Genomic DNA, 25,672 nt, shown 5'->3' with positions numbered 1-25,672 from the left:
CCGGTTGGGGTAGGGGCGCGTTTGCTCACTCCTGCCCCTACCGGCCCTGGCGCTTATTGGCTTTGCAGCTCATCCAGTTGAACCTGCAGCATCTTTTCCAGTGCCTGCATGAGTTGTTCCAGGGCCTTGATACCGCTTTCGATCACGGCCCACTCCTCATTACGAGAACAGCTTTGCTCCAAGGCTTCACATTGCCCCGCCAATGAATGAGCTTGCACGATACGGGCTGCGCCCTTGATCTTGTGGGCTTGCTCAATGATTTCCGAGAGTGGAGCGTGTCGATCCAGCAGTTCGCTAAGGATCTGGCGGTCTTGATGGCTGCTGCTCAGTAGTTCCTCCAGCAGGCGTCGACTCAAATGGGGGGCACCGCCGGTCAACGCTTCCAGGCATTGGAGGTCCAGTCGTTGGTGCACGGCTTTAGGGACAATGTGTGCCAGTTGGCGCTCCAGTACGGTGAGGCTGATGGGCTTGAACAGACAGTCATCCATGCCGGCCTGCACGCATCGTTGCCTTTCTTCTGGCTGGGCATTGGCGGTAAAGCCCAGTACCACGCAGGGCACCAATTGTTCGCGCTGCTCATACTCACGGATTGAGCGACTCAGTTCATAGCCATTCATGATGGGCATGTTGCAGTCGGCAATCACCAGGTCGAAATGCTCTTTACGCCAGGCCTGGAACCCCGCCGCACCGTGCTCGGCAGCGGTGAATTTATGCCCCAGGTAGCCCAGTTGCTGGCACATCAGCAGGCGGTTCGCCGGGTGGTCGTCTACCACCAGTACGTTAAGCACCAGTGCGGTGGTCGGCGTTTGCGGCGTGTGTTCACCCTCCGCCTGGATCGCTTGCAGGCGCGGCATGCTCAGGTTGACGTGCACCTGGGTGCCTACCATGGGCACGCTGCTCAGGCTCAATTGGCCGCCCATCATCGCGCACAGGCTGCGGCAGATCACCAGCCCCAGGCCCGCGCCACTGCGGGCCAGTTGCCCGGAGTTGTCCGCTTGGGCAAAGGGTTCGAACAGGCGCAGTTGGTCCTCCCGGCTGATGCCGATGCCGGTGTCTTCCACCACTAATCTCAGTTCGATCTGCTCCGGTGCCTGGGTAGGCTGCAGCTCAACCTTGATCTTGACCTGCCCTTGTTCGGTGAACTTGATCGCGTTACTCACAAGGTTCGATAGCACCTGCTTGAAGCGCAGCGGGTCTATCAGCACCTCGATATCGTTCAGGTCGGGTTTGAACTCCAGCAGCAGGCTGAGGGTTTTCTGCCGTGCCAGCCCGTCGAAGACGCGCACCACTGATTCAATCACCTCCCGCAGGTTGACGCGCTCCGGCGCCAGGCTGAGGCGGCCAGACTCGATACGCGCGATGTCGAGAATGTCACCGATCAGCTCCAGCAGGTCCCTGGCCGAGTTGTACGCCACCTCGATCGCCGGACGGTCAAGGTGCCCTTGGTCGGCGCGCTTGAGCGTCAGTTCGAGCATGCCGATCACGGCGTTCATCGGGGTGCGAATCTCGTGGCTCATGGTGGCCAGGAACGTGCTCTTGGCGCGGTTGGCCTCGTCGGCACGCTCCTTGGCGGCGCGTAGTTCATCGAATAGCTGGCGTCGGTCACTGATATCGATCCAGCCACCGATGATGCCTTGGACTTCACCCGTGGAGTCGCGGTAGGGCAGGATCCAATGGTAGATGGTCAGTTTCCTGTCGTGGATATGCAGGCTGCGATCAAGGATCAGCGGGTTACCCTCGGCGACGACGCGCAGATAGTCAGCATGATACTGGGCTGCCTCCGACGCCAGGGCCATGGTCATCTGGGTCACGCTTTTGCCGATCACCTCTTCGCGCTTGACATCGAACACCTGCAGGTAGCTGTCGTTACAGGTCTGCAACAGCCCATTGCGGTCGCGCACGTAGATCGGATGGGGCGTCTCGTTGACCAGTGCACGCATGAACTCGAACTGATCGTTGAGGGCGCGTTCGGCCATTTTTCGATGTTTGATCTGGCGACGCATGTAGGCATTCCAGGCCAGGGAAATCAATAGCAATAGCCCGGTGCCGATGATGATGCGCGCGATCAATTGATGGTAGTTACGCCAGTAGCTGTCGGATGCGGCGGTGTAGCCACGCCAGCGGCTGTTGATCACACCCATTTCATCCGGGGCGATGCTGAGCAGGGCCTTGTCGAGAATCGAGCTCAACTCCGTGGCTTGACGCGAGGTGGCCAGGGTGAAGGTCGCAGGGGTCGTGCCGATGCTGGCGCTGATTTGCAATTTATCCTGGAAGACCTGGGAAGACAGGAAGTAGTTGGCGATCACCAGGGTGTTCACGGCCCCATCCACTTGTCCCTGTGCGAGCAGCTCCGATGCTCTGAACGTATCACTGGTTTCCACCAGTTGAACCTGCGGGAAGTCTTTGCTCAAGGTCGCGGCCAGTGGGCTGCCTCGGGTGATTGCCAGACGCTTTCCTGCCATCTGCTCCATGTTCGAGGGGGCACCTTGCTCTCTGCGTGTCAACAATACATAGGAGTTTTCCAGGTAGGGGCGGCTGAAATTAAGCTGCGAATCTCGTTCGTTACTGGGCACGATGGCGCCGATCATATCGACTTTCTGGGCCGCGACCTGTTCTATCATCGCGCCGACCTCGCGGCCGCGCTGCACCGAAAAACGCAGGCCGGTGCGCAGGCGAATCAACTCCAGCAAGTCAGCGGTGATGCCGCGAAAGTTGCCGTCCGCATCGAAGAACGTCAGGGGCGCGAAGGTTTCGTTGACGATCACCGTGACCACCGGATGCTCTTTGAGCCAACGCTCTTCGCGCTGGGTCAGTTGCAGTTTCTGGTCGGTCAGCAGAATGTCGCTGCCGGCGCTCCAGCGCTTGGCAATGCTGTCCCTTTCGTTGATGGGCACCGAGGCCAGGGCTGAATCGACAATGCTGAGGAGCATCCGGTTGTCCTGGCGTGTGGCAAAACTGAAACCATACGCTTCATGCTTGCCGAAGTTGGCCATGCGAATGTTTTTGAGATAGCCCTTGTTGATCATGTAATGGGTGGAAATGGTGTCACCGAGAAACACATCCGCCTGGTCGAAGGCCACTGCATTCAAGGCATTTTGATAAGACGGGTAGGCGCGGATGATCGCCTTGGGGTACAACTTTTCCACCTCATTGAGCGGCAGGTAGTGATAGACAAGGCTCAGGCGCAGCCCGTCGAGGCCTTCGCTGAGGCTGCGGGTTTCTCCCTCGCGCGTGACCAGCACCGGCTGGTCCACGGCATAGGGTTCGGAGAGGATAAGGTTCGGCGTTGCAGCTTCAAACCCGTTGGAGGAGCCCAGCAGGTCAATTTTCCCGGCTTCCAGGGCACGAATGGCCGCCGCTCGGGAGGGGTAGCGCATCACAGTGATGGGCAGGGAGAGTGCCTTGGCCAGCAGTCCTGCATAGTCGGCGGTAAGGCCTTCGTAATCATGGCCGCTGGAAGTGAGGTCAAAGGGCGGGTAGTCAGGGGTGGATGTACCCAGCGTTAGTTCACGTTTGTTCTGCAGCCACTGGCGTTGGGCCTTGTCAAAATGAGTGTCCAGTTGAACAGCTCCCGCGCGACTCAAGAGGGTGAAGCGTTCCGGGCTGGTTTGGTGCTCAGCGAGCACAGTCGTGCTGAAGTACAAACCGGCACTTAATATTATTAGATAGTCCTTTATACGCCTGGGCATCCGCTTTCTCACACTAGCGCGTTTCGTTTTGCCATCTCGATGAGGTCAACCAAGGATTTGGCTTGGAGTTTTTGCATGAGTCTCTTTTTATAAGTGCTGACGGTCTTGTTACTTAAGAACATGCCTTTGGCGATTTCCTTGTTAGTGCGGCCCTGTGCAAACAGTTGCAGGACCATCAGTTCCCGGTCGTTGACGGTCTTGAACAGTTCCAGCTCTTGAGCATCCATGCCTTCGGTTCCGGGGCCATTCAAAGCCTGGCTGGGGAAGTAGTTGTAGCCGGACAGCACCGCGCGAATGGCACTCAGCAACTCGCTCAGGTCACCCTCCTTGCACACGTAGCCTTCGGCCCCCGAGCGCATGCAGCGCGTGGCAAACAGCGTGGGGCATTGGGCCGTGAGAACGAGGGTTTTCATCGAGGTGTTCATGGCATTGAACCGGCAGAGCACCTCAAGGCCATCAAGTTTCGGGATGCTGATGTCGAGAATCACCAGGTCTGGAAGGCATTCACGGACCATCTGTATGGCATCGCACCCGTTATCTGTTTCGCCGACGACTTTGTAACCTTCGTGCTCCAGCAACATTCGAATGGCAAGCCGGATAACGGGGTGGTCATCGATAATAAAAACTGTGTTCATAGTCACTTTCCATGCAGGTGCAGATAAAGCGGGCACATTAGCTCAGAAGGTGAGTGCACAGTATGAAGCTCGCACGGAGTAGATGCAGAACAGGAAAGTTCCTACATTTAAAAAGGTATAGGCCTACAAGTTGTTAGGTAATCGTGACAGGGCATGTGAGCGTTTTGAGGATGAGCCAGGCAAGAAGGGAGGCTTGGAGATTTACGGCGGGCCCCGAATCCTTTTTCGTTGTAGGGGATGTTTAAAATCCTACAGGAGTGGGTTAAAAGTTGAGCGGACTAATCGCTCAAGTTCATCTTTGTTCAAAGGTTTTGATAAGTAGCCTAGGAGGGGGAGACTTCGTTGTGCGGCTTGTATCGTCAGGTTAACCAATTCCGAAGTGGGTAAACCGCTTAACAAGATAGCGCTGGTGATGAAGCGTCGGCGGCTGGCGATTTCCACCAGTTCAAGCCCGGGCAGGTCGGGCAGGCATTGGTCGCATAACATCAGGTCGAAAGGGTGTTCGGACTGACTCATCACGCGTATGGCTTGCTCGGCATTTTCCACCGGGGTCAGTTGATCGAAGCCGAAGCTTCTGAGCAGGCACTGGGTGGCCATGAGTTGAAAGGGGTGATCCTCCACCAAAAGAATACGAAGAGAATAGCTGGGCATAAAGAGCACACAGTAAGGCAAGCGTCGATGGGGGCAGTAGGAATTACTCGGCGGGTCCGTTGGGGCGCGCGTGATTATTCTTCGTGCGCCTGTACGAATTCGATCAGGCTGCTCTGTTCCCATCGTAGGGCAATTCGCTTCAGGGAACAGGCAGTTGGATGGAGTCGTTATTGAGGGCTGGAGCGCCCGGTCATTTCCCGTGCCATTTCGGTGGCGTAGCTGTCGGTCATACCGGCGATGAAGTCGATCATGCGCAGGAAAGAGGCGTGCAGCGGCCAGGCGGGGTCCGGCGCGCTATTGCCCAGCAAATCGAGAATGCGCCGGTTCTTAAACGACGGCGTGCGCCCGCCATGTTGTTCCAGGGCCGCGCCACAAAAGGCATTCAGCAGGATTTCGAGGGTGGTATAGGCCCCGATCTCATGCAACGTCTTGCGCTTGTCCTGGAAGATCTTCTTGCGTGCCATGTCCTTGGCATCCAGCACGCAGCGCTTTGCCGGGCCATGCATGTGTTCCACCAAGTCACCGGGCAGCGTGCCGGCCAATAGGGCGTCCTGCTGTTCGACAAACGCCTGCGCCGCCGCATTGGTCAGGTGTTCGATGGCTTTGCCGCGCAGGATCGCCAGCTTGCGGCGACGTGAGTCCATTGGGCCCAGTTGGCGATAGGTTTGCGGCAGGTCATCGCCGACCAGGTTCAGCAGCAGCGACTCGACTTCGGCGTACTGCAGAAGCTCCATTTCCAGGCCGTCTTCCAGGTCGATCAGCGCATAGCAGATATCGTCGGCGGCCTCCATCAGGTAGACGAGCGGGTGACGTGCCCAGCGTTGCTCCTCCAACTGGGGCAGGCCAAGCTTGTGGGCGATCTGCTCAAGAATCGGCAGTTCGCTCTGGTAACAGCCGAACTTGTGTTTCTTGTACCCCAGCGAGTCGGCGTGGCGGGCGGTCCAGGGGTATTTGAGGTAAGTGCCCAAGGTGGCGTAGGTCAGCCGCGTGCCGCCGTCGAACTGATGGTATTCAAGTTGGGTGAGCACCCGAAAGCCCTGGGCATTGCCTTCGAAGTTCAGGAAGTCATTGCGTTCGGCGCTGCTCATGTCATCCAGCCAGCCGCGCCCGGCGGCCTGTTGGAACCAGTGGCGAATGGCGTCTTCGCCCGAGTGCCCGAACGGCGGGTTGCCGATGTCATGGGCCAGGCAGGCCGATTGCACCACCATGCCCAGATCGCTCGGGTCGCACCAGTCGGGCAGGGCGCTGCGCAGGGTTTCGCCTACGCGCATACCGAGTGAGCGCCCCACGCAGCTGACTTCCAGGGAGTGGGTCAAGCGTGTATGGATATGGTCGTTACTCGAAACCGGGTGCACTTGGGTCTTGCGCCCCAGGCGCCGGAACGCGCCGGAGAAAATAATGCGGTCGTGATCTTTGTGGAAGGGGCTGCGGCCCAGTTCTTCGGGGCTGTGCAGGGGTTTTCCAAGACGTTCGCGGGTCAGCAGGGTGGGCCAATCCAAGGCGCAGGCTCTCCGTAAGGTGAATGACAGTTCCAGCTTCCCGGTTCGGCTTTTGTGTGGCAAGCGAATCCAGCGGTAAGCCGAGTCGATATCAATTAACAGCCAGCGCAAAAAACCGCAATGACCAGCACGTGTCTGGTCATTGCGGTCATCGGCTCCCGCGTATCAGCTTTTGCGCGAAGAGCTTTGCATGGCCAACTTGATCAGCGGGATCAACCCGGCACCCAGCCGCACCAGGCGCGTGATGCTGCTGATGCTGCCGCCCTTGGCGCCTTTGCCGGTAAAGAAGCCCATCAGCGTGACCGCCGCCACGCCCCACAACGGCGCGTGCTTGATGCCCAGGCTGTCCTGCCAGTTGTGGCGCATGTTGCGCATCTTGTGCAGGGGCGCCATGAGTTGTTGGGACTCATGCCGGATTTCCTGGCGGTGCATTTCCATGCGCAGGCGGATCAAGGCTTTGCGCATTTCCCGGCGTGACGTGTTTTGCGGGATCTCAGTCATGCTCATGGCAGCAGGCGCTCCCGGTCATTGGCCAGCTCTTCGAGCGTGGCGTGGAAGGGCGTGGACTCATCGAACACCGCCGCTTTCAAACGCACACCGCAGAATGCAGCGGCCAGGCTATAGAACACGCACAGGCAAATGATGCCGGTGAGGCGATAGCCTGTGTCCCACACCAGGATCATCACCAGCGTCGACAACCCCACCAGCAACAGCAGGGCAAACACCAACGCCAGGCCGGCAAACAGCAACAGGCTGACGGTGCGGGCCTTTTGCTCTTGTAACTCGATCCCGAACAACTCGACGTGACTGTGCAGCAAGCCCAGCACAGCTGCGCCCAGGCGTCGGGAAGTCGAACCGCTTGCTGAGGAATGTGCGCTCGAAGATGAGCTGGATTCGCCGATAGACATGGTTAGCGCCTTGTAGCCAGCAGACCGATCAAAAAGCCTACGCCGGCAGCAATGCCGACTGACTGCCATGGGTTGGCTTGCACGTAGTCTTCGGTGGCAGTGATCGCCGCCTGGCCGCGCTCGCGCAGTGAGTCTTCAGTCAGTTGCAAGGTCTCGCGGGCCTTGAGCAGGCTCTCGTGGATCTTGGTGCGCAGCTCGTCAGCCTGGTCACCGGCCAGCACGGCGGTGTCGTCCAGCAACTTTTCGGTATCGCTGACCAGGGTTTGAAAATCCTCCATCAGTATCTCTTGAGCAGTCTTTGCTGTTTTACCGGCCATGGTTGTCTCCGTGGGTAGCTGATCTGTACGTGTGGTTTCGAGTCGCGGCGTTGGCTGAAGGTTCAGTGCAATTGTGTGGTACAGCTTTTGCTTTGCCTTGGTGCGCAGGCTTTAGGGCCTGCGCTGAATCCGGGCGGTCGAGGTAAACACCTTGAAAAACCTTACCCTAAATCACTTAACTTCGCGGAAAAACCCTGTCGGCAACGGCCTGATGTGTTGATTGCTGCGCTAAAGCGGTTCACGCCCTCTGAAGAAGGGCGAAGCCGGCGGTGCCAATTTAGTGCGCGAAACCCCGGCTTGAACCGCTTTGGTGCTTTTTGCCTTGATGCAGGCCTGCCAACCTCCATGGAAAACTTGCAAAGCGCAGTGGACACCCTTGTCCACAGTTCCAACACCCTGTTCATCCTGATTGGCGCGGTCATGGTACTGGCCATGCACGCCGGCTTTGCCTTCCTTGAAGTCGGCACGGTACGCCAGAAGAACCAGGTCAACGCCTTGTCGAAAATCCTCAGTGATTTTGCGATTTCAACGCTGGCCTATTTCTTTATAGGCTATTGGATCTCCTACGGTGTGAGCTTCCTGCAACCAGCCGCCGTGATCAGCGCCGATCATGGTTACGGCCTGGTGAAGTTTTTCTTCCTGCTGACGTTTGCCGCGGCGATTCCGGCGATCATTTCCGGCGGGATTGCCGAGCGTGCGAAGTTTGCGCCGCAGTTGTGTGCCACCGCGCTGATCGTGGCGTTTATTTACCCGTTCTTCGAAGGCCTGGTGTGGAACGGCAACTTTGGCCTGCAAGCCTGGCTGCTCGCAACCTTTGGCGCCAGCTTCCACGACTTTGCCGGCTCCGTGGTGGTGCACGCCATGGGTGGCTGGCTGGCGCTGGCGGCGGTGTTGCTGCTGGGCCCGCGCAATGGACGTTACCGTGAAGGGCGCCTGGTGGCGTTTGCGCCGTCGAGCATTCCCTTCCTGGCGCTGGGCTCGTGGATTCTGATCGTGGGCTGGTTCGGCTTTAACGTGATGAGCGCGCAAACCCTCAATGGCGTTAGTGGCCTGGTGGCCGTCAATTCGCTGATGGCCATGGTCGGTGGCACCGTGGCTGCTTTGGTGATTGGCCGCAACGATCCGGGTTTCCTGCACAACGGTCCCTTGGCCGGGCTGGTGGCGATCTGCGCCGGTTCCGACCTGATGCACCCGGTGGGCGCGCTGGTCACGGGTGTGGTCGCTGGCGGTTTGTTCGTGTGGTGCTTTATCGCCGCCCAGTCGCGCTGGAAGATCGACGACGTGCTGGGCGTGTGGCCGTTGCATGGTTTGTGTGGTGTGTGGGGCGGCATTGCCTGCGGCATCTTCGGGCAGACCGCCCTGGGTGGGCTGGGTGGTGTGAGCCTGATCAGCCAGTTGATCGGCACCGGGCTGGGCATGGCGGTGGCGTTTGGCGGCGGCTTGCTGGTGTACGGCGTGATCAAGCGCGTGCAAGGGCTGCGCTTGACTCAGGAACAGGAGTATTACGGTGCGGACCTGTCGATCCACAAGATCGGCGCGGTCAGTCAGGATTGATCGGCGCTTCTTCCTCTGTATGTGGCGGCGGGTAAAAACCGTGTAGCAGGCGGTAGCGGTTGTGCCGTACCTCATCCACCCGCGCCTGTACCTGTTGGTCCGGCAGGCCCAGCAGGATCAGCGCATGGGCGGCGAGCATCAGGCTTGATTCCAGCAACTCGGGCACCACTTCGCTGGCGCCCGCGGCCTTGAGCTCAGCCAACTGGCTGTCATCGCGGGTGCGCACCAGGATCGGTACGTCGGGGTTGATCTGTCGCGCCTCCTTGAGCACCACCAGGGCGACATCACTGTTGTCCACCGCGATCACCACCAACCGCGCCCGCTCCAGGCCGACGGCGCTGAGCAAGGCGCCACGGCGGCAGTCGCCGTAATGCACGCTGCTGTCCTCGGTGGCGGCTTCCTGCACCCGTTCGGGGTCATCATCCAGGGCGATAAACGCCTGTTGTTCGCGGCGCATAAAGCGCCCAATGGACTGGCCTACGCGGCCATACCCGCAAATCACTACGTGCCCGTGCAGTTGGGCATTGAGCGCGGTGATCTGCTCCAGTTGCACTTGCTGGTTGGGCTTGCGGTGCAGGCGCAGGGCAACGGCCGGTGCCGCACGCAACAGCAGCGGTGTCAGCAGCATCGAGCAGAAGGTGGCGGCCAATAGCAAGCCGTTGAACTCATCGGGAATCAACCGGCTCTGCTGCATCTGCGCCATCAGCGCAAAACAGAACTCGCCGCCCTGGGCCAGTGCCAGGCCGCTGCGCCAGGCCGTTTCGGTGTCGCTGTTACGCCATTTGACCAGCGCCGCGACCACCATGCCTTTGACCAGCATCAACGCGAGCGTCAGGCCGAGGATCAACAGGCTGTGGCTGACGAACAACTGCAGGTCGATAAGCATGCCGATGCTGACAAAAAACAGCCCCAGCAGGATGTCGCGAAACGGGCGGATATCCGCTTCGATCTGGTGTCGGTAATGGCTCTCGCCCAGCAGCATGCCGGCCAGGAACGCACCGAGGGCAGGGGACAGGCCCAGCAGGTGGGTGAGCCAGGCGGTGAGCAAGACAATCACCAACGCCAGCAGCACAAACAGCTCCGCCGAATGGGACGCGGCGACTTCACGGAACAAGCGCGGCAGCAACCAGCGGCTGGCGAGCAACAGGCCCACGAACAGCACCACGGTCTTGCCCAGGGTCAGCGGCAGCGCCCAGTACCAGGCCTGGTCACTGCTGCCGGCAAACACCGGCACCAACGTCAGCAGCAACACCGCCACGACGTCCTGAAACAGCAACACGCCTATCGCGTTCTGGCCATGACTGCTGAAGATCTCACCGAGGCTGGTCAACTCCTTGCTGACAATGGCCGTGGACGATAACGCCAGCCCGGCGCCCAGCAGCAACGCGATGCCAGGCGCGAGGCCAAAGCTCATCAACAAAACGCCCAGCAATGCCCCACACCCCAGCACTTGCAGGCTGCCCAGGCCAAATACCACGCTGCGCAGCGCCAACATTTTCGACAGGGAAAACTCAAGCCCCAGGGAAAACAGCAGGAACACCACGCCCATCTCGGCGAGGTCCGGCAGGTCTTCGTTGTCATTGACCCAGTCCAGCGCGGTGGGGCCCACTGCCAGGCCAACGCACAGGTAGCCCAGCACAGGCGGCAGTTGCAGCCGGCGAAACAACGCAATCACCACCAGGGATGAGGCCAGGATAATCAGCAGGTTGGCGAACACAGGCATCTCCGTTGCAGGGTGAGCGGCAAAAAGCCGCAAGCATTGCTGAATCAGTTATAGGCCATGGTGATCTGGATCAGGCTTTTTACACCGTAGGAGCGCGCTTGCTCGCGAAAAACGTCAACGCTAGCGCGGGGTTCCTGAATGAACGCGGCGCACCGGAGTTTTTCGCGAGCAAGCTCGCTCCTACAAGGGGCTTGTTGGGCTTAGAATGGAGGTTCGTTTTGTGACCTGAGTCCTTTCATCATGCTTCCTGAATGCCAGCTGTTCGGCACCCTGGGTTGCCATCTATGTGAGATCGCCGAAGCCGAAATCATGCCGCTCGTCGAACACGGGCTGTTGGTGGAGTTGGTGGATATCACCGATCCCCAGGACCTGACAGATGTCTACGGCCTGCGTATTCCGGTGCTTCGCCGCATGGACACCGGGGCGGAACTGGACTGGCCGTTCGACACCGATCAGGTGGTTGCCTTCCTGCGCTGAGATTTATGCGATGGCGGCTTTCCAAATATTCAGTTACTGTATATTCGTACAGCGATTGAATAGAGGGAACGCCCGTGGTGAATGTTGAACAACTTAAAAGCAGCGTCAATCGCATGTCCGCCGATGTGGTGCGTGACGCGGTGAACGAGCTGCGCCTCGATGGCCTGGTCACGGAAGGCAAGACGCCGTTTAACAAAGTGCATTTCAACACCTGCTTCGCGGAAATCGAGGCGCTGTTCCAGCGCGCCGGTTATCACAAGCAATTGGATGTGGTGGGTTATCAGGGCTTGCTCTACGCGCTGTATGACCCGGGCCGTTGGGAAGCGGTGGACGTGCTGCGCTGGCTCAAGGAATTCACCGAGGCGGCGAGCGCCTCGCCGGTGCTGCGGGCTCAACTGGCCAAGGCCTGAGATAGGCCCTAGGCAATCGCACGCCATGGGCGATAATGCCCGCCTGTTTTCCAGGCTTTGAGCGTCAGCATGTCCACTTCCGGTTTTTCTCCCTCCCAGCACCAAGCCAGCACCCTGTACTTGCCGCCGGGCTCCTGGGTGACGGTGCTCGACTGCCTGTGCGCACATTTCCCGGCTATTGGCCGTGAACAGTGGCTGGACCGCATTGCCCGAGGCCGGGTGCTGGATGTCAACGGCAGCCCGATCAGTCTGGGCCTGGGCTACAAGGAAGGCCTGTGCATCTATTACTTTCGCGAAGTGCCCAACGAGAAAGTGATTCCGGTGCAGGAAAGCATCCTGTACGCCGATGAGCACCTGGTGGTAGCGGACAAACCGCATTTCCTGCCAGTGACACCCGCTGGCGAGTACGTCGAGCACACCTTGTTGCGGCGCTTGATCCGGCGTCTGGACAACCCCGCCCTGGTACCTCTGCACCGCATCGACCGGCATACGGCGGGGTTGGTGCTGTTCTCCGCTAACCCGCACAGCCGCTCGGCCTATCAGCAACTGTTTCCCACGCGGCGTATCGACAAATTCTACGAAGCCATCGCCCCGGCCTTGCCGCACCTTACTTTCCCGTTGGTGCACAAAAGCCGCCTGGTGGATGGCGAACCTTTCTTTCGCATGCAGGAAGGGCCGGGCGCCAGCAACACCGAGACGGCGGTAGAGGTGCGCGAGAAAAATGGCGATCTATGGCGCTACGGCCTGTTCCCGGTGACCGGCAAGAAGCACCAGTTGCGCGTGCATATGACGGCGCTGGGAGCGAGCATCTGCAATGACCCGTTCTACCCCGAAGTGATCAAGGATGCCGAGGACGATTACGCCAAGCCACTCAAGCTGTTGGCCCAGGGCGTGCGCTTTATCGACCCGGTGAGCGGCCAGGAGCGCAGCTTCCGCAGCCAGATCACCCTGGACTGGTAAACCCCAGGAACAACAAGGCCCGCGCGAGGCGGGCCTTGTGTGCAAGCGCTAAGGCTTACAGGTCTTTAACGGTGCGAACCTGATCTTTGTTGATACGGGTGTGCTTGCCGTCCAGTTGTTCGAATTCGTAGAAGCCCGAATCTTCATCGTACTTCGGGGTGTCGACGGCCTGGATTTCGCGACCGTCATTCAGGGTGATCACTGTTGGCGAAGCGCAACCGGCGAGGGTAGCGAGGCCCAGTGCAAGCATGAGAGCGGCGATGGTCCGTTGAGTCATGAGTTTGTCTCCGAGAGAATACTTTTAAATTGCTGACCTTGTGACGTACGGGACGCCGGCAAAGTTCCTTGTGCAGGCTTCATTCTGACATGCCAGCCCCGGGGTGCAACAGCTCGGGCGTATTAAGATTGGCCAGGCGCGGGTCATTGGCCGGGCATTGCAGGGCCACCGCGCCCAGTTGCAACCAGAGCTTGCGCGGGCTGCGTTCACCCGCTTGCCACGCCTGTTCCACCTGGTTTTTCAGGCCAGTGGGGATGATGCACAGCAAGGGCTCCCAGTCTTCACCCTGGCGCACCATCACCGGTAGCTGCGGGTTGCGTCGTGAGGTCGCACGCAGGTCGGCCAGCAACCGCGCATCGATCTGCGGCACATCGCAAGGCAAGATCAGCAGATGCGCATGGCGTGCGGCGAAGAGTCCCGCACGGATACCGGCCAGCGGGCCGGGGAAGTCCGGGTTGTCATCGCTCACCTGTTGGTCGGCATAGGGCGCGTAGCGTTCATGGTTGCGGTTGCACGAGATGATCAGGTCATCGGTGAACGGCCGGGCCAGCTGGTGCAGGTGGGCGATCAAAGGCTGGCCTTGCCATTTCAGCAGGCCTTTGTCCTGGCCGCCCATGCGCTGGCCGCGACCTCCGGCCAACAACAGGATTGAACACGGCAGGGAGGAAAATTCAAAGCTCATGGTGGTTGCGCTGCGGCAGGTAAACAGGGGCCTGTGATATAACATCGGGCTGTTCCTTCGACAACCGGACCGTGCCATGAAAGCCAAGGCCGATGCGCCCTTCGTACCCCTCAATATTGCTGTATTGACCGTCAGCGACACCCGCACCCTGGAGACTGACACCTCCGGCCAGGTCTTCGTCGACCGCCTCACCGCCGCGGGCCACCGCCTGGCCGAGCGCGTGCTGCTCAAGGACGACCTCTACAAGATCCGCGCCCAGGTGGCCCTCTGGATCGCCGAAGACGTGGTGCAAGTGGTGCTGATTACCGGCGGCACCGGCTTCACCGGCCGCGACAGCACGCCTGAAGCAGTGAGCTGCCTGCTCGACAAGCAGGTCGATGGTTTCGGCGAGCTGTTCCGTCAGATCTCCGTGGCCGATATCGGCACCTCCACCGTGCAATCGCGCGCCCTGGCGGGGTTGGCCAATGGCACCCTGGTGTGCTGCCTGCCAGGCTCCACCAATGCCGTGCGCACCGGTTGGGACGGCATCCTCGCCGAGCAGTTGGATAACCGTCACCGCCCGTGCAATTTCGTCCCGCATCTGAAGCAGGCCGAACCTTGTGAATCCCGTGGATAAGCCCGGCAAGACCGGCGCCCTGATGCCGGTGGAAGCGGCCTTGCAACGTTTGCTCGACATGGCCGCCGCGGCGCCGATCCGCGAACAGCAAGTGCTGCCCCTGGCTGAGTGTGATGGCCGGGTATTGGCCCAGGACCTGATTTCCACACTCGACCTGCCGCCGTGGCCCAACAGTGCCATGGACGGCTATGCCGTGCGCCTGGCGGACTGGGCCGGCGAACCCTTGGTGGTGAGCCAGCGTGTTTTCGCCGGCACTGCCCCTGAACCCTTGGCGGTAGGCACCTGCGCACGCATTTTTACCGGCGCACCGGTGCCCCAGGGTGCGGACTGCGTGCAGATGCAGGAAAACGCCGTGGTGCATGCCGACCAGCGCGTGAGTTTCACCGAGCCGTTGCAGAGGGGCGACAACATCCGTCCCCAGGGCCAGGAAACCACCGTTGGCGAGACCGTACTCAATGCCGGCACCCGCCTGGGCCCCATCGAGCTGGGTTTGGCCGCGTCCCTTGGGCGTGATCGACTCGAGGTGGTGCGGCGCGTGCGCGTGGCCGTGTTGTCGACCGGCGATGAACTGATCGAGCCAGGGCTGCCGCTCGGCCCGGGGCAGATCTACAACAGCAACCGTCGCGTGCTGTGCAGTTGGTTGGCGCGCATGGGCTGTGAAGTGATCGATGCCGGGATTTTGCCGGATGATCTGGAACAGACCCGCGCGCGCCTGGCGGGGCTGGGCAGCGTTGACCTGATCCTCTCGACCGGCGGTGTGTCGGTGGGCGAAGCGGACTTCCTCGGCATTGCCTTGCGCGAAGAGGGAGAGCTGGCGCTGTGGAAGCTGGCGATCAAGCCGGGCAAGCCGCTGACCTTCGGGCATTTTCGTGGCGTGCCGGTGATCGGTTTGCCGGGCAACCCGGCCTCGACCCTGGTGACCTTTGCGCTGTTGGCGCGCCCTTATCTGCTGCGCCGTCAAGGTGTGCTGGAGGTGCAGCCGCTGCGCTTCGAAGTGCCGGCAGGGTTTGTCTGGCCCAAGCCTGGCAACCGTCGCGAGTACCTGCGTGGGCGGATCGAACAGGGCAAGGCGATCATCTACCGCAACCAAAGCTCCGGGGTGCTGCGCAGTGCGGCATGGGCTGAGGGGTTTGTGGAGGTGATGGAGGGGACCACGTTGGCCATTGGCGACCGGGTCAATTTTATTCCCTTGAGTGAAGTGCTGAACTGACCCGTGCGCTAAAAATGTGGGAGCTGGCTGGCCTGCGATGGCGGCCTGCCAGCCGCCCCCTATCTACCTGACGCTTCACGATCAACCTGCGGGAGCTGGCTTGCCTGCGATGACGCCCTCACAGCCGACCAATATCTACCTGACACCCCAACGATCCAACTGTGTGCGGGCTTGCTCGCGAAGGCGGCCTGACAGTCAACACAGTTGAATTGTGTACATATCCATTGCTGCGGTAACGGCCGCTTAGGGTTCCGCCCTGACAGCGGCTCACTTTTGAAAAGCGCAAAAGTAAGCAAAACGCTCTTGCCCCACCACTCGGCACCTCGCTTAGGCTCGGTGTGCCCGAACACAGGCTTGAATCCGTGGGCCGCCGCCACGCGCCATCCATGGCGCGGGGCGGCTAACCCGGCGTCCTGCCGGGTTACCCACGAATTCAAGCCTGCGTTCGGCCAGCGTGGTTTAACGGGGCGCCTGAGATCAAAAGCAGATCAAGATCAAGAGCGGCTCGCTTCGCATCGTAGTTACCGTTGATCGCTATGTCGTTGTATCAGGAACAAATGGGCCAACTGAACCGCCGCTATCGCAGCATAGGTATCTACACAACTGTGCAGTTCGCCGCAGCCACCAGGTAACCACGATGCGAAGCGAGCCGCTCTTGATCTTAGGCGCCCCGTTAAACCACGCTGGCCGGAATTCGACAGGGATTTGGGGGGTAAACCGGCAGGGATGCCGGTTTAGCCGCCCCGCGCCATGGATGGCGCGTGGCGGCGGCCCCCCAAATCACTGGCGGATTACGGGCACACCGAGCCTAGGCGAGGTGCCGAGTGGTGGGGCAAGAGCCCTTTGGTTACTTTGGGGCTCTTTTCCAAAGTGAGCCGCCGTCAGGCGGAACCCTAGGTGGCCGTTACCTAAATAACGGATATGTACCCGGTCCAACTGTGTTGACTGCCAGGCCACCATCGCAGGCAAGCCAGCTCCCACAGTTGGATGTGTATGGAGCTCATGAGCAATCAGTAATCGTCACCCTGTTCAGTGACGTCCCGCTCCACCGGCCCCGCATCCGGGTCGTAGCCCACCGGGAACTTGCCCTTCAATGTCCAGGCAAATGCAATGATTTCGGCAATGGTGCGGTACAGCTCTTCCGGAATGCTGTCTCCCAGTTCCATGCGCGCCAGCAGTTTCACCAGCTCGGGATTTTCATAGATGGGGACTTCGTTCTCCCGTGCCAATTTGAGGATGGCTTCGGCCAGGGCATCATCGCCTTTGGCCGTCAGAGTGGGGGCTTGCTGGCCGTCGTACTTGAGGGCGATGGCCTGGTGGGGTGGGGCGGTGTTCTTCATGCGGTTTCATCCACCCAGCGTTGCTCCAGTCCGGTTTTTGGCCCGCGTGGCGGTGTGCCCAGATGGCAATCCAGGTCGCCGACGTTGAGGCCGGATGACACCAGGCGCTCGCGCAGGCTGCCCAAGTGGCTTTCGATCAGGCTGGCGGTGAACGGGCGGCTGGCCCACAGTTGGCTGGACAGTTTGCCCTGGGACAACTGCGCCTGAACCTGCAAGGGGCCCAGCGGCTCCATGTCGAAGGCCAGTTCGACGCGCCAGAGCATTTGCTTAGGGTCTTTTTTATCTTTGCGCTCGGGCTGGTCCTTGTCTGGCGCGGGCTCCTCGCGTTGGAACTTGACCTGCAACGGCACGATGTCTTGCAGAGTGCGCAGGGGGATTTCCAACTGCCAGGTCGTTTGCAGGCGGCCGTCGGCGGTGGTGCCGGTCTGTTCCAGGCTCGACAGTTGATGGCTCTGCAAGCGCGAGATCGCCCCGGCGGCCAGGCGCAGCAGGTTTTCCAGGTCGCCTTCACCTTCCAGTTTTGCCATCAGCCTTTCGGGCAGCGGGAAGCCGGCGGGGATCTGGCGGGCGCCGACCTGGCCGAGGGTGTTCAACGGGCTGCGCACAAAGTGTGGCAACACCTGGGCCAGGGTATTGGCGGCGAGGATCGCATTCAGGTTGGTGCTGGCGGGCAGGGCGGGCAGCAGGTCTGCGACCAGCCGCAACAGCGCGCCTTTCATGTCCAGCGGTGGGATTTGCGGGTTCTGGCCGGCGAGCAATTTGGCTTCCAGAAAGGCGCCGCTGTTCTGCACCACCTGGGCCAGTACCTTGGGGTTGCTGACCTGCGCCAGATCGGGCAAGGCCGCCAATAATCGCTCGGCGGCGGCCCGCAGCTCAGCCGATGTGCTGTCGCCACGGGGCAGGTTTTGCAAGGCGGTAAACACTGCGTCCAGCGAGCCTTGGCGACTTTGCTGGGTGGCGAGCTGTTGCGCCACGGCCAGTTGGTCTTTCAAGCCGCTCAGCGGTACGAAGTTCAGGGTTTGCGCGTTCTGCACCACGGCACTGAGCAAGCTGCCCACCCTCAGCGGCTGAGGGCTTTCCAACGTCAGGGTGGTACCGGCCAAGGCGTTATTGAGCACACTCACCAGCGAACGATAGATCGCCGGTTGCGCCGTGCCCTGGGGCAGCATCTGGGTGGTCAGCACCTTGGCTTGCAGCAGCGTGCCCACCGGCATTTGCGTGGTGTCGAGGCGGGTGAGGGCGGCCACGTTGGCGCTCATGGCTTGCTGCAAGGTGATGGCCAGGTTGCCCGCAGGCGTCTGGCTCACCGCCACGTTGCTGCCCAGGGGCAAGGGCTGGGCACTGCTGGCCTGCACCAGGGTCTGGCGACCGCCTTCGAGGGTCAACTTGAGCAGCAGTTGAAAGGCCTCGCCGCCTTGTTTAAGCGCGATGACCTCGGCGTTCACGGTTTTCCCCGGGCCGATCAACCCGGCCTGCGGTTCCAGCAGCTTGAGCAGCTCGCCGGCAGCCGGCAGCGGCCCGGGTCCGGGGGCTGAGGTCGGCGGCAGTGGAGGAAGGTTGATCTCACCGGTCATCGTGCGCGTGGTCTCTGGGGAAATTGCCCTCTTTAGAGTAGGGCATCGCATGTATAATGCCGCCCGTCTGCAAAGAGAGCGGTAAAAACCTCACAACTATTTGATCCAGCTCTCTAAAATCGGTCGCCAAAGCCGTTATTGTGCATCTCTCTATAACGGCCGCTGCACCGCCGACTTGAACCGTAAAGGCCCGCGATCTTTTGACCAGCCCTCTTCTTGAAGCCGTAGCGCTTGCCTGTGAACGCGACCTGCGCCTGCTGTTCGAGCAACTCGACCTGCGGCTTTCGGGTGGCGACATGGTGCAAGTCAGTGGCCCCAATGGCAGCGGCAAGACCAGCCTGCTGCGCCTGCTGGCCGGGCTGATGCAGCCCACGGCCGGCGTGGTGCGTCTCAACGGCAAGCCGTTGAACGAACAGCGTAGCGAGCTGGCGCGCAACCTGGTCTGGATCGGCCACGCCGCTGGCATCAAGGACGTACTCACCGCTGAAGAAAACCTCAGTTGGCTCAGCGCCCTGCATCATCCCGCTGCCCGTGACGCCATCTGGCAGGCCCTGGCCGCGGTGGGCCTCAAGGGCTTTGAAGACGTTCCCTGCCACACCCTGTCCGCCGGCCAGCAGCGCCGCGTAGCCCTGGCCCGCTTGTACTTGCCCGGCCCGCCGCTGTGGATTCTCGACGAACCTTTCACGGCCCTCGACAAACAAGGCGTGGCTCAACTCGAAGCGCACCTGGCCCAGCACTGCGAACAAGGCGGCCTGGTGGTGCTCACCACCCACCACACCTTGGCGCGCATGCCTGCCGGCTACCGTGAGCTGGACCTGGGGCGGTGGTCGCTATGAGTGTGTTCGCCCTGTTGGTGGCCCGCGAAGCCCGGCTGTTGTGCCGTCGCCCTGCCGAACTGGCCAACCCGCTGGTGTTCTTTGCCATCGTGATCGCGCTGTTCCCGCTGGCGGTCGGCCCGGAGACTAAACTGTTGCAAACCTTGTCCCCGGGACTGGTGTGGGTCGCCGCGCTTTTATCGGTCCTGCTCTCGCTGGACGGGCTGTTTCGTAGTGATTTCGAAGACGGTTCCCTGGAGCAGTGGGTCCTTTCGTCGCACCCTTTGCCACTTCTGGTACTGGCCAAGGTACTGGCACACTGGGCTTTTTCCGGCTTGGCGCTAGTCTTGCTCTCGCCACTGCTTGCCATGATGCTCGGGTTGCCCGTTGAATGCCTGCCGGTGCTGCTCTTGTCCTTGTTACTCGGCACGCCGGTGCTCAGCCTGTTGGGGGCGGTGGGCGCAGCGTTGACGGTCGGTTTGAAGCGCGGCGGGCTGTTGCTGGCCCTGTTGATTCTGCCTTTGTATATCCCGGTGTTGATCCTGGGCAGTGGCGCGTTGCAAGCCGCGCTCATGGGCATGCCGGCGACCGGTTACCTCTTGTGGCTGGGTAGCCTGACCGCCCTGGCGGTAACCCTGACACCTTTTGCTATAGCCGCCGGCCTGAAAATCAGCGTCGGCGAATAATGAGGTCTGACCCGGCGTTAACGACGCGGAGTCAGTAAAGACCCTGAGCTTTTCGCCACGACGAAAAGCACCGTGATGGAAACAGCAATGAACTGGACCTGGTTTCACAAGCTCGGCTCGCCCAAATGGTTTTATGGCATCAGTGGCAAGCTGCTGCCGTGGTTGAGTCTCTTCGCCATCCTGCTGATCGGCATCGGCCTGGTCTGGGGCCTGGCCTTTGCACCGCCGGACTATCAGCAAGGCAACAGCTTTCGCATCATCTATATCCACGTGCCTGCCGCGATGCTGGCCCAGTCCTGCTATGTGATGCTGGCGGTGTGCGGCATTGTCGGCCTGGTCTGGAAGATGAAGCTGGCCGACGTAGCCCTGCAATGCGCCGCGCCCATCGGTGCGTGGATGACCGCCGTGGCGCTGGTGACCGGTGCAATCTGGGGCAAACCGACCTGGGGTTCGTGGTGGGTGTGGGATGCGCGCCTGACCTCGATGCTGATCCTGCTGTTCCTGTATTTCGGCCTGATCGCCTTGGGCAACGCCATCAGCAACCGCGACAGCGCCGCCAAGGCCTGCGCGGTGCTGGCGATTGTTGGCGTAATCAACATCCCGATCATCAAGTACTCGGTGGAGTGGTGGAACACCCTGCACCAGGGCGCCACCTTCACCCTCACTGAAAAACCGGCGATGCCCGTGGAAATGTGGGCGCCGTTGCTGCTGATGGTGCTGGGCTTCTACTGTTTCTTCGGCGCCGTACTGCTGCTGCGCATGCGCCTTGAAGTGCTCAAGCGTGAAGCCCGTACCAGTTGGGTCAAAGCCGAAGTGCAAAACTGCCTGGGAGCACGCGGATGAGTTTTGCTTCTTTCAGTGATTTTCTCGCCATGGGCCACCACGGCCTGTATGTCTGGACGGCCTATGGCATCTGCCTGGCGGTGCTGGCCCTCAACGTCGCCGCGCCGATCCTGGCCCGCAAGCGTTACTTGCAACAAGAGGCGCGACGTCTGCGCCGGGAGACCGAAAAGTGAATCCGCTGCGTAGAAAGCGTCTGTTGATCATCCTTGCCATCCTGGTCGGCGTCGGCATTGCCGTGACCCTGGCCCTGAGCGCCCTGCAGCAGAACATCAACCTGTTCTACACCCCCACCCAGATCGCCAATGGCGAAGCGCCGGTCGATACGCGTATCCGCGCCGGCGGCATGGTGGAGCAGGGGTCGTTGAAGCGTTCTGGCGATTCGTTGGACGTGACCTTCGTGGTCACCGACTTCAACAAGGCCGTGACCATCACCTATCGCGGCATCCTCCCGGACCTGTTCCGCGAAGGCCAGGGCATTGTCGCCCTGGGCAAGCTCAACGCCGACGGCGTGGTGGTGGCCGACGAAGTGCTGGCCAAGCACGATGAAAAATACATGCCGCCCGAGGTCACCAAAGCCTTGAAAGACAGCGGCCAAACCGCGCCCGCCGCCCCAGCCAAGGAGGGCTAAGCCATGACGTCCGCACTGTTTATTCCCGAGTTGGGCCAGTTGGCGATGATCCTCGCGCTGTGCTTTGCGGTGGTCCAGGCCGTGGTGCCCTTGCTGGGTGCCTGGCGCGGCGATCGCCTGTGGATGAGCCTGGCGCAGCCGGCCGCCTGGGGCCAGTTCGCTTTCTTGCTGTTCGCCTTTGGTTGCTTGACCTACGCCTTCATGACCGACGATTTTTCCGTCGCCTACGTTGCCAACAACTCCAACAGCGCTTTGCCCTGGTACTACAAGTTCAGCGCCGTGTGGGGCGCCCACGAAGGCTCATTGCTGCTGTGGGCCTTGATCCTCGGCGGCTGGACCTTCGCCGTCTCGGTGTTCTCGCGCCAATTGCCGCAAGTGATGCTGGCGCGGGTGCTGGCAGTGATGGGCATGATCAGCATCGGCTTCCTGCTGTTCCTGATCATGACCTCCAACCCGTTCACCCGCATCCTGCCGCAGATCCCGGTGGACGGTCACGACCTCAACCCGTTGCTGCAGGATATCGGCCTGATCGTGCACCCGCCGATGCTCTACATGGGCTATGTGGGCTTTTCCGTGGCCTTCGCGTTCGCCATCGCCGCCTTGCTCGGCGGGCGTCTCGACGCCGCCTGGGCGCGCTGGTCACGGCCATGGACCATCGTCGCTTGGGCCTTCCTCGGTATCGGTATCACCCTGGGTTCGTGGTGGGCCTACTACGAACTCGGCTGGGGCGGCTGGTGGTTCTGGGACCCGGTGGAAAACGCGTCCTTCATGCCGTGGCTGGTGGGCACCGCGCTGATTCACTCCCTGGCCGTCACCGAAAAACGTGGCGTGTTCAAGAGCTGGACGGTATTGCTCGCCATCGCGGCGTTTTCCCTCAGCCTGCTCGGTACCTTCCTGGTGCGCTCGGGCGTGCTGACCTCGGTGCACGCGTTTGCCTCGGACCCCGAGCGCGGCGTGTTCATCCTGATCTTCCTGCTGTTTGTTGTCGGCGGTTCGCTCACCCTGTTTGCCCTGCGCGCGCCGGTGGTCAAGAGCCAGGTCGGTTTCAACCTGTGGTCGCGGGAAACCCTGTTGCTGGGCAATAACTTGGTGCTGGTGGTGGCCGCGTCGATGATCCTGCTCGGCACCCTCTACCCGCTGGTGTTGGATGCCCTCAGCGGCGCCAAGCTGTCCGTGGGGCCGCCGTACTTCAACGCGTTGTTCATCCCGCTGATGGGCCTGTTGATGGTGGTGATGGCGGTTGGCGTGCTGGTGCGCTGGAAAGACACCCCGGTGAAATGGCTGGCGGGCATGCTGATGCCGGTGCTGCTCGGCAGCGTGGCCCTGGCGGTGATCGCCGGGTTTGCCTACGGCGACTTCAATTGGGCGGTACTCGCCACGTTCCTGCTGGCGGCCTGGGTGTTGCTGGCGGGGGCGCGGGACATCGTCGACAAGACGCGCCACAAGGGTTTGCTCAAGGGCCTGCCCACCCTGACCCGCAGCTACTGGGGCATGCAGATCGCCCATATTGGTATCGCGGTGTGCGCCCTTGGCGTGGTGCTGTCCAGCCAGAACAGCGCCGAGCGCGACCTGCGCCTGGCGCCGGGCGAGTCCATGGACCTGGCTGGTTACCATTTCATCTTCGAAGGTGCCAAGCACTTCGAAGGGCCGAACTTCACCTCCGACAAAGGCACGGTCCGCGTGGTGCGCAATGGTAAGGAAATCGCCGTGCTGCACCCGGAAAAACGCCTGTACACCGTTCAGAGTTCGATGATGACCGAGGCTGGCATCGACGCCGGTTTCACCCGTGACCTGTATGTGGCCCTCGGTGAACCCCTGGGCGACGGCGCCTGGGCCGTGCGCGTGCATGTCAAACCCTTCGTGCGCTGGATCTGGTTCGGCGGCTTGCTCACCGGGTTCGGCGGGTTGCTCGCGGCGCTGGACCGGCGCTATCGGGTCAAGGTCAAGAGCCGGGTGCGTGAAGCGCTGGGCCTTTCGGGAGCTGCGGTATGAAGCGTTGGTTGATGGTTGTGCCGCTGGCGTTGTTCCTGCTGGTGGCGGTGTTTCTGTATCGCGGGTTGTACCTGGACCCGGCCGAGCTGCCTTCGGCGATGATCGGCAAGCCGTTCCCCGCCTTCAACCTGCCAACGGTGCAGGGTGACAAGACCCTCACCCAGGCCGATTTGCAGGGCAAACCGGCGCTGGTCAACGTGTGGGCCACCTGGTGCATCTCTTGCCGCGTCGAACACCCGGTGTTGAACAAACTGGCCGAGAAGGGCGTGGTGATCTACGGCATCAACTACAAGGACGACAACGCGGCGGCCTTGAAGTGGCTGGCGGAATTTCATAACCCGTACCAGCTGGATATCCGCGACGAAGACGGCAACCTGGGGTTGAACCTCGGCGTGTACGGCGCGCCGGAAACCTTCTTCATCGACGCCAAAGGTGTGATCCGCGACAAGTACGTCGGCGTGATCGACGAAACGGTGTGGCGCGAGCAACTGGCCGCCAAGTACCAGGCCCTGGTCGATGAGGCCAAGCCATGAAGCGTTGGTTGACCGCTGCCGTATTAGCCCTGGGCCTTGCCGGTGTGGCCCATGCCGCCATCGACACTTATGAATTTGCCAACGACGCCGAGCGCGAGCGTTTCCGCGACCTGACCAAGGAACTGCGCTGCCCCAAATGCCAGAACCAGGACATCGCCGACTCCAACGCCCCGATCGCCACCGACCTGCGCCGAGAGATCTTCCGCATGTTGGGGGAGGGCAAGGACGACCAGCAGATCATCGACTTCATGGTCGACCGCTACGGCGATTTCGTGCGCTACAAACCGGCGCTCACCGGCAAGACTGCGCTGCTCTGGTTCGGCCCGGCCGGGCTATTGCTGGCCGGCGTGGTAGTGATGGCCGTGATCGTGCGGCGCCGCCGCATCGCACCGATTGATGGCGCTGATGCGCTGTCCCCTGAAGAGCGCAAACGCCTCGACCAATTGCTGGACACCAAGACTGATGATTGATTTCTGGCTCGCAGCCGGTTTGCTGCTACTGATTGCCCTGAGTTTCCTGTTGATCCCTGTGTTGCGTGGCCGTCGTGCCCAGCGTGAAGAGGATCGCACCGCGTTGAACGTGGCGCTGTACCAGGAACGCGTCGCCGAGCTGCAAGCGCAGCAGGACGAAGGTGTGTTGAATACCGCGCAACTCGACACCGGCCGCGCCGAAGCGGCCCGTGAGTTGCTGGCCGACACCGAAGGCGTGGAAAAACCCCGTGAATCGCGGTTGGGCAAACCACTGCCGTTTTTGGCGGCGTTTCTGGTGCCTGTGCTGGGCGTTGCGCTGTACCTGCATTATGGCGCGAGCGACAAGGTTGAACTGACCCGAGAGTTTTCCCAGCCACCGGTGTCCATGGCCGACATGACCCGCCGCCTGGAACGTGCTGCCGCCGCCCAACCGGATTCGGCAGAAGGCTTGTACTTCCTTGGGCGCGCCTATATGGCCCAGGACCGTGCCGCCGACGCCGCCAAAGTCTTTGAACGTACGGTTGCATTGGCCGGGCGCCAACCGGAACTGCTCGGCCAATGGGCCCAGGCGCAGTACTTTGCCGACAACAAACAATGGTCGCCAAAGGTTCAGGCGCTGACCGACGAAGCCTTGAAGCTCGACCCAAAGGAAGTCACCAGTCTCGGCCTGCTGGGTATCGCCGCCTTTGAGGGCCAGCGTTATCAGGAAGCCATCGACTACTGGAACCGCCTGCTCGCGCAATTGCCGCCAGAGGACAACTCCCGCGTCGCCTTGCAAGGCGGGATTGATCGCGCGGCAGAGAAGCTCAAGGAGAGCGGTGGCAGCGTCGTACAGGCGCCCAAGGCGCTGCTGAAAGTGCGTGTGGACCTATCCGCCGAGGTCAAAGCCAAGGCCCTGCCAGGCGACAGCGTGTTCATCTTCGCTCGCGCCGTTAACGGCCCGCCGGCGCCCTTGGCGGCCAAGCGTGTGACCGTCGACGCATTGCCGGTCACCGTCGAACTCGGCGATGCCGACGCGATGATGCCGCAGTTGAAACTGTCCAACTTCCCCGAAGTCCAACTGGTTGCGCGCATATCCCGGGCCGGCCAACCGACCACTGGCGAATGGATCGGCCGCAGCCAACCGTTGGCCAGCAGCACCACTGCGCTGCAGCAATTGACCATCGACACTCCGGACCAGTAA

27 protein-coding genes are annotated in these 25,672 nt (G+C 61.2%); 15 read left to right on the top strand and 12 right to left on the bottom strand.

The genetic code is table 11. The annotated features are described in order from the left end of the window. Positions 1-53: 53 nt before the first annotated feature. The 7 genes from PSH76_RS18965 to PSH76_RS18935 form a co-directional block, all read right to left on the bottom strand. On the bottom strand, positions 54-3,689 hold the full coding sequence (locus tag PSH76_RS18965; RefSeq protein ID WP_305492720.1) for a transporter substrate-binding domain-containing protein: 3,636 nt from the start codon (positions 3,687-3,689) through the stop codon (positions 54-56). Positions 3,690-3,697: 8 nt separating this feature from the next. Further along, entirely contained in the window at positions 3,698-4,324 is a 627-nt protein-coding gene (locus PSH76_RS18960; RefSeq protein ID WP_003189917.1) for a response regulator transcription factor, read from the bottom strand. A 249-nt stretch (positions 4,325-4,573) separates the two neighbouring features. Beyond that, positions 4,574-4,975 (bottom strand): response regulator, encoded by a 402-nt coding sequence (locus PSH76_RS18955; protein WP_098952272.1) that lies wholly within the window; start codon positions 4,973-4,975, stop codon positions 4,574-4,576. Positions 4,976-5,142: 167 nt separating this feature from the next. After that, entirely contained in the window at positions 5,143-6,474 is a 1,332-nt protein-coding gene (locus PSH76_RS18950; RefSeq protein WP_032892699.1) for a deoxyguanosinetriphosphate triphosphohydrolase, read from the bottom strand. Positions 6,475-6,639: 165 nt separating this feature from the next. Continuing rightward, positions 6,640-6,981, bottom strand: coding sequence for a hypothetical protein (locus PSH76_RS18945; RefSeq protein WP_032892697.1), 342 nt, complete (start codon positions 6,979-6,981; stop codon positions 6,640-6,642). Then, positions 6,978-7,382, bottom strand: coding sequence for a phage holin family protein (locus PSH76_RS18940; protein WP_032892696.1), 405 nt, complete (start codon positions 7,380-7,382; stop codon positions 6,978-6,980). Before PSH76_RS18940 ends, PSH76_RS18945 begins: the two co-directional genes overlap by 4 nt. A 2-nt stretch (positions 7,383-7,384) precedes the next feature. After that, positions 7,385-7,699, bottom strand: a complete 315-nt coding sequence (locus PSH76_RS18935) for a YqjD family protein (RefSeq protein WP_003189926.1) — start codon at positions 7,697-7,699, stop codon at positions 7,385-7,387. Positions 7,700-8,044: 345 nt separating this feature from the next. Here PSH76_RS18935 and PSH76_RS18930 point away from each other — a divergent pair, with 345 nt between their 5' ends. After that, positions 8,045-9,253, top strand: coding sequence for an ammonium transporter (locus tag PSH76_RS18930; RefSeq protein WP_098952270.1), 1,209 nt, complete (start codon positions 8,045-8,047; stop codon positions 9,251-9,253). Here the strand turns inward: PSH76_RS18930 and PSH76_RS18925 are convergent. Continuing rightward, entirely contained in the window at positions 9,240-10,970 is a 1,731-nt protein-coding gene (locus tag PSH76_RS18925) for a monovalent cation:proton antiporter-2 (CPA2) family protein (RefSeq protein WP_138762102.1), read from the bottom strand. The genes PSH76_RS18930 and PSH76_RS18925 overlap by 14 nt on opposite strands. A 246-nt stretch (positions 10,971-11,216) precedes the next feature. Here PSH76_RS18925 and PSH76_RS18920 point away from each other — a divergent pair, with 246 nt between their 5' ends. From PSH76_RS18920 to PSH76_RS18910, 3 genes are all read left to right on the top strand, one after another. Beyond that, the gene (locus tag PSH76_RS18920; RefSeq protein WP_003189931.1) at positions 11,217-11,453 is read left to right on the top strand and encodes a glutaredoxin family protein; all 237 of its coding nucleotides are present in this window, start codon (positions 11,217-11,219) and stop codon (positions 11,451-11,453) included. Between the two features lie 74 nt (positions 11,454-11,527). After that, positions 11,528-11,863: a hypothetical protein gene (locus tag PSH76_RS18915; protein ID WP_003189932.1), complete on the top strand. Its 336-nt coding sequence runs from the start codon at positions 11,528-11,530 to the stop codon at positions 11,861-11,863. A 69-nt stretch (positions 11,864-11,932) separates the two neighbouring features. Then, positions 11,933-12,823, top strand: a complete 891-nt coding sequence (locus tag PSH76_RS18910; protein ID WP_032892686.1) for a pseudouridine synthase — start codon at positions 11,933-11,935, stop codon at positions 12,821-12,823. Positions 12,824-12,878: 55 nt separating this feature from the next. Here PSH76_RS18910 and PSH76_RS18905 read toward each other — a convergent pair whose 3' ends face one another. Next, entirely contained in the window at positions 12,879-13,100 is a 222-nt protein-coding gene (locus PSH76_RS18905; protein WP_003189935.1) for a YgdI/YgdR family lipoprotein, read from the bottom strand. 79 nt (positions 13,101-13,179) lie between these two features. Continuing rightward, the gene (gene mobA, locus PSH76_RS18900; RefSeq protein WP_305492719.1) at positions 13,180-13,782 is read right to left on the bottom strand and encodes a molybdenum cofactor guanylyltransferase MobA; all 603 of its coding nucleotides are present in this window, start codon (positions 13,780-13,782) and stop codon (positions 13,180-13,182) included. A gap of 76 nt (positions 13,783-13,858) precedes the next feature. Between mobA and moaB the strand changes: the two genes are divergently transcribed. Beyond that, the gene (moaB, locus tag PSH76_RS18895; protein WP_305492718.1) at positions 13,859-14,398 is read left to right on the top strand and encodes a molybdenum cofactor biosynthesis protein B; all 540 of its coding nucleotides are present in this window, start codon (positions 13,859-13,861) and stop codon (positions 14,396-14,398) included. Then, the gene (gene glp / locus PSH76_RS18890) at positions 14,382-15,608 is read left to right on the top strand and encodes a gephyrin-like molybdotransferase Glp (protein WP_278918215.1); all 1,227 of its coding nucleotides are present in this window, start codon (positions 14,382-14,384) and stop codon (positions 15,606-15,608) included. Before moaB ends, glp begins: the two co-directional genes overlap by 17 nt. A 1,010-nt stretch (positions 15,609-16,618) precedes the next feature. On the opposite strand, the gene PSH76_RS18885 is transcribed toward glp, so the two are convergent. Beyond that, the gene (locus PSH76_RS18885; protein ID WP_305492717.1) at positions 16,619-16,948 is read right to left on the bottom strand and encodes an EscU/YscU/HrcU family type III secretion system export apparatus switch protein; all 330 of its coding nucleotides are present in this window, start codon (positions 16,946-16,948) and stop codon (positions 16,619-16,621) included. Continuing rightward, positions 16,945-18,522 (bottom strand): flagellar hook-length control protein FliK, encoded by a 1,578-nt coding sequence (locus tag PSH76_RS18880; protein ID WP_305492716.1) that lies wholly within the window; start codon positions 18,520-18,522, stop codon positions 16,945-16,947. Before PSH76_RS18880 ends, PSH76_RS18885 begins: the two co-directional genes overlap by 4 nt. A 200-nt stretch (positions 18,523-18,722) precedes the next feature. On the opposite strand from PSH76_RS18880, the gene ccmA reads away from it, so the two are divergent. The 9 genes from ccmA to ccmI all read left to right on the top strand — a co-directional run bounded on the left by ccmA (position 18,723) and on the right by ccmI (position 25,672). After that, positions 18,723-19,358 (top strand): cytochrome c biogenesis heme-transporting ATPase CcmA, encoded by a 636-nt coding sequence (gene ccmA, locus PSH76_RS18875; protein WP_305492715.1) that lies wholly within the window; start codon positions 18,723-18,725, stop codon positions 19,356-19,358. Next, positions 19,355-20,023, top strand: coding sequence for a heme exporter protein CcmB (ccmB, locus tag PSH76_RS18870; protein WP_003189951.1), 669 nt, complete (start codon positions 19,355-19,357; stop codon positions 20,021-20,023). The genes ccmA and ccmB overlap by 4 nt, the downstream gene beginning before the upstream one ends. A gap of 87 nt (positions 20,024-20,110) precedes the next feature. After that, complete coding sequence (locus PSH76_RS18865) at positions 20,111-20,866, top strand: heme ABC transporter permease (protein ID WP_032892679.1); 756 nt, start codon at positions 20,111-20,113, stop codon at positions 20,864-20,866. Beyond that, the gene (gene ccmD / locus PSH76_RS18860) at positions 20,863-21,039 is read left to right on the top strand and encodes a heme exporter protein CcmD (protein ID WP_003172771.1); all 177 of its coding nucleotides are present in this window, start codon (positions 20,863-20,865) and stop codon (positions 21,037-21,039) included. Before PSH76_RS18865 ends, ccmD begins: the two co-directional genes overlap by 4 nt. Then, the gene (ccmE, locus tag PSH76_RS18855) at positions 21,036-21,494 is read left to right on the top strand and encodes a cytochrome c maturation protein CcmE (RefSeq protein WP_034135169.1); all 459 of its coding nucleotides are present in this window, start codon (positions 21,036-21,038) and stop codon (positions 21,492-21,494) included. The genes ccmD and ccmE overlap by 4 nt, the downstream gene beginning before the upstream one ends. Positions 21,495-21,497: 3 nt before the next feature. Further along, positions 21,498-23,486 carry a heme lyase CcmF/NrfE family subunit gene (locus PSH76_RS18850; protein ID WP_032892675.1) on the top strand — a complete coding sequence of 663 codons (1,989 nt, stop codon included), beginning with the start codon at positions 21,498-21,500 and terminating at the stop codon, positions 23,484-23,486. Then, entirely contained in the window at positions 23,483-24,019 is a 537-nt protein-coding gene (locus PSH76_RS18845) for a DsbE family thiol:disulfide interchange protein (RefSeq protein ID WP_032892673.1), read from the top strand. Before PSH76_RS18850 ends, PSH76_RS18845 begins: the two co-directional genes overlap by 4 nt. Continuing rightward, positions 24,016-24,489, top strand: a complete 474-nt coding sequence (locus PSH76_RS18840) for a cytochrome c-type biogenesis protein (protein WP_069558935.1) — start codon at positions 24,016-24,018, stop codon at positions 24,487-24,489. Before PSH76_RS18845 ends, PSH76_RS18840 begins: the two co-directional genes overlap by 4 nt. Continuing rightward, the gene (gene ccmI, locus PSH76_RS18835) at positions 24,482-25,672 is read left to right on the top strand and encodes a c-type cytochrome biogenesis protein CcmI (protein ID WP_032892671.1); all 1,191 of its coding nucleotides are present in this window, start codon (positions 24,482-24,484) and stop codon (positions 25,670-25,672) included. The genes PSH76_RS18840 and ccmI overlap by 8 nt, the downstream gene beginning before the upstream one ends.

It is taken from the genome of Pseudomonas sp. FP215 (assembly GCF_030687795.1).
Classification (GTDB): domain Bacteria; phylum Pseudomonadota; class Gammaproteobacteria; order Pseudomonadales; family Pseudomonadaceae; genus Aquipseudomonas; species Aquipseudomonas salmasensis.
Note: the sequence above shows the minus strand (reverse complement) of the source record. Positions and strands in the feature narration are given on the sequence as shown.

Excerpts from the sequence above, each read along its gene's own strand:
- PSH76_RS18965 (WP_305492720.1), bottom strand. The coding sequence starts at position 3,689 with ATGCCCAGGCGTATAAAGGACTATCTAATAATATTAAGTGCCGGTTTG.
- PSH76_RS18960 (WP_003189917.1), bottom strand. The coding sequence starts at position 4,324 with ATGAACACAGTTTTTATTATCGATGACCACCCCGTTATCCGGCTTGCC.
- PSH76_RS18955 (WP_098952272.1), bottom strand. The coding sequence starts at position 4,975 with ATGCCCAGCTATTCTCTTCGTATTCTTTTGGTGGAGGATCACCCCTTT.
- PSH76_RS18945 (WP_032892697.1), bottom strand. The coding sequence starts at position 6,981 with ATGAGCATGACTGAGATCCCGCAAAACACGTCACGCCGGGAAATGCGC.
- PSH76_RS18940 (WP_032892696.1), bottom strand. The coding sequence starts at position 7,382 with ATGTCTATCGGCGAATCCAGCTCATCTTCGAGCGCACATTCCTCAGCA.
- PSH76_RS18935 (WP_003189926.1), bottom strand. The coding sequence starts at position 7,699 with ATGGCCGGTAAAACAGCAAAGACTGCTCAAGAGATACTGATGGAGGAT.
- PSH76_RS18930 (WP_098952270.1), top strand. The coding sequence starts at position 8,045 with ATGGAAAACTTGCAAAGCGCAGTGGACACCCTTGTCCACAGTTCCAAC.
- PSH76_RS18920 (WP_003189931.1), top strand. The coding sequence starts at position 11,217 with ATGCTTCCTGAATGCCAGCTGTTCGGCACCCTGGGTTGCCATCTATGT.
- PSH76_RS18910 (WP_032892686.1), top strand. The coding sequence starts at position 11,933 with ATGTCCACTTCCGGTTTTTCTCCCTCCCAGCACCAAGCCAGCACCCTG.
- PSH76_RS18905 (WP_003189935.1), bottom strand. The coding sequence starts at position 13,100 with ATGACTCAACGGACCATCGCCGCTCTCATGCTTGCACTGGGCCTCGCT.
- mobA (WP_305492719.1), bottom strand. The coding sequence starts at position 13,782 with ATGAGCTTTGAATTTTCCTCCCTGCCGTGTTCAATCCTGTTGTTGGCC.
- moaB (WP_305492718.1), top strand. The coding sequence starts at position 13,859 with ATGAAAGCCAAGGCCGATGCGCCCTTCGTACCCCTCAATATTGCTGTA.
- PSH76_RS18885 (WP_305492717.1), bottom strand. The coding sequence starts at position 16,948 with ATGAAGAACACCGCCCCACCCCACCAGGCCATCGCCCTCAAGTACGAC.
- PSH76_RS18880 (WP_305492716.1), bottom strand. The coding sequence starts at position 18,522 with ATGACCGGTGAGATCAACCTTCCTCCACTGCCGCCGACCTCAGCCCCC.
- ccmB (WP_003189951.1), top strand. The coding sequence starts at position 19,355 with ATGAGTGTGTTCGCCCTGTTGGTGGCCCGCGAAGCCCGGCTGTTGTGC.
- PSH76_RS18865 (WP_032892679.1), top strand. The coding sequence starts at position 20,111 with ATGAACTGGACCTGGTTTCACAAGCTCGGCTCGCCCAAATGGTTTTAT.
- ccmD (WP_003172771.1), top strand. The coding sequence starts at position 20,863 with ATGAGTTTTGCTTCTTTCAGTGATTTTCTCGCCATGGGCCACCACGGC.
- PSH76_RS18850 (WP_032892675.1), top strand. The coding sequence starts at position 21,498 with ATGACGTCCGCACTGTTTATTCCCGAGTTGGGCCAGTTGGCGATGATC.
- PSH76_RS18845 (WP_032892673.1), top strand. The coding sequence starts at position 23,483 with ATGAAGCGTTGGTTGATGGTTGTGCCGCTGGCGTTGTTCCTGCTGGTG.
- PSH76_RS18840 (WP_069558935.1), top strand. The coding sequence starts at position 24,016 with ATGAAGCGTTGGTTGACCGCTGCCGTATTAGCCCTGGGCCTTGCCGGT.
- ccmI (WP_032892671.1), top strand. The coding sequence starts at position 24,482 with ATGATTGATTTCTGGCTCGCAGCCGGTTTGCTGCTACTGATTGCCCTG.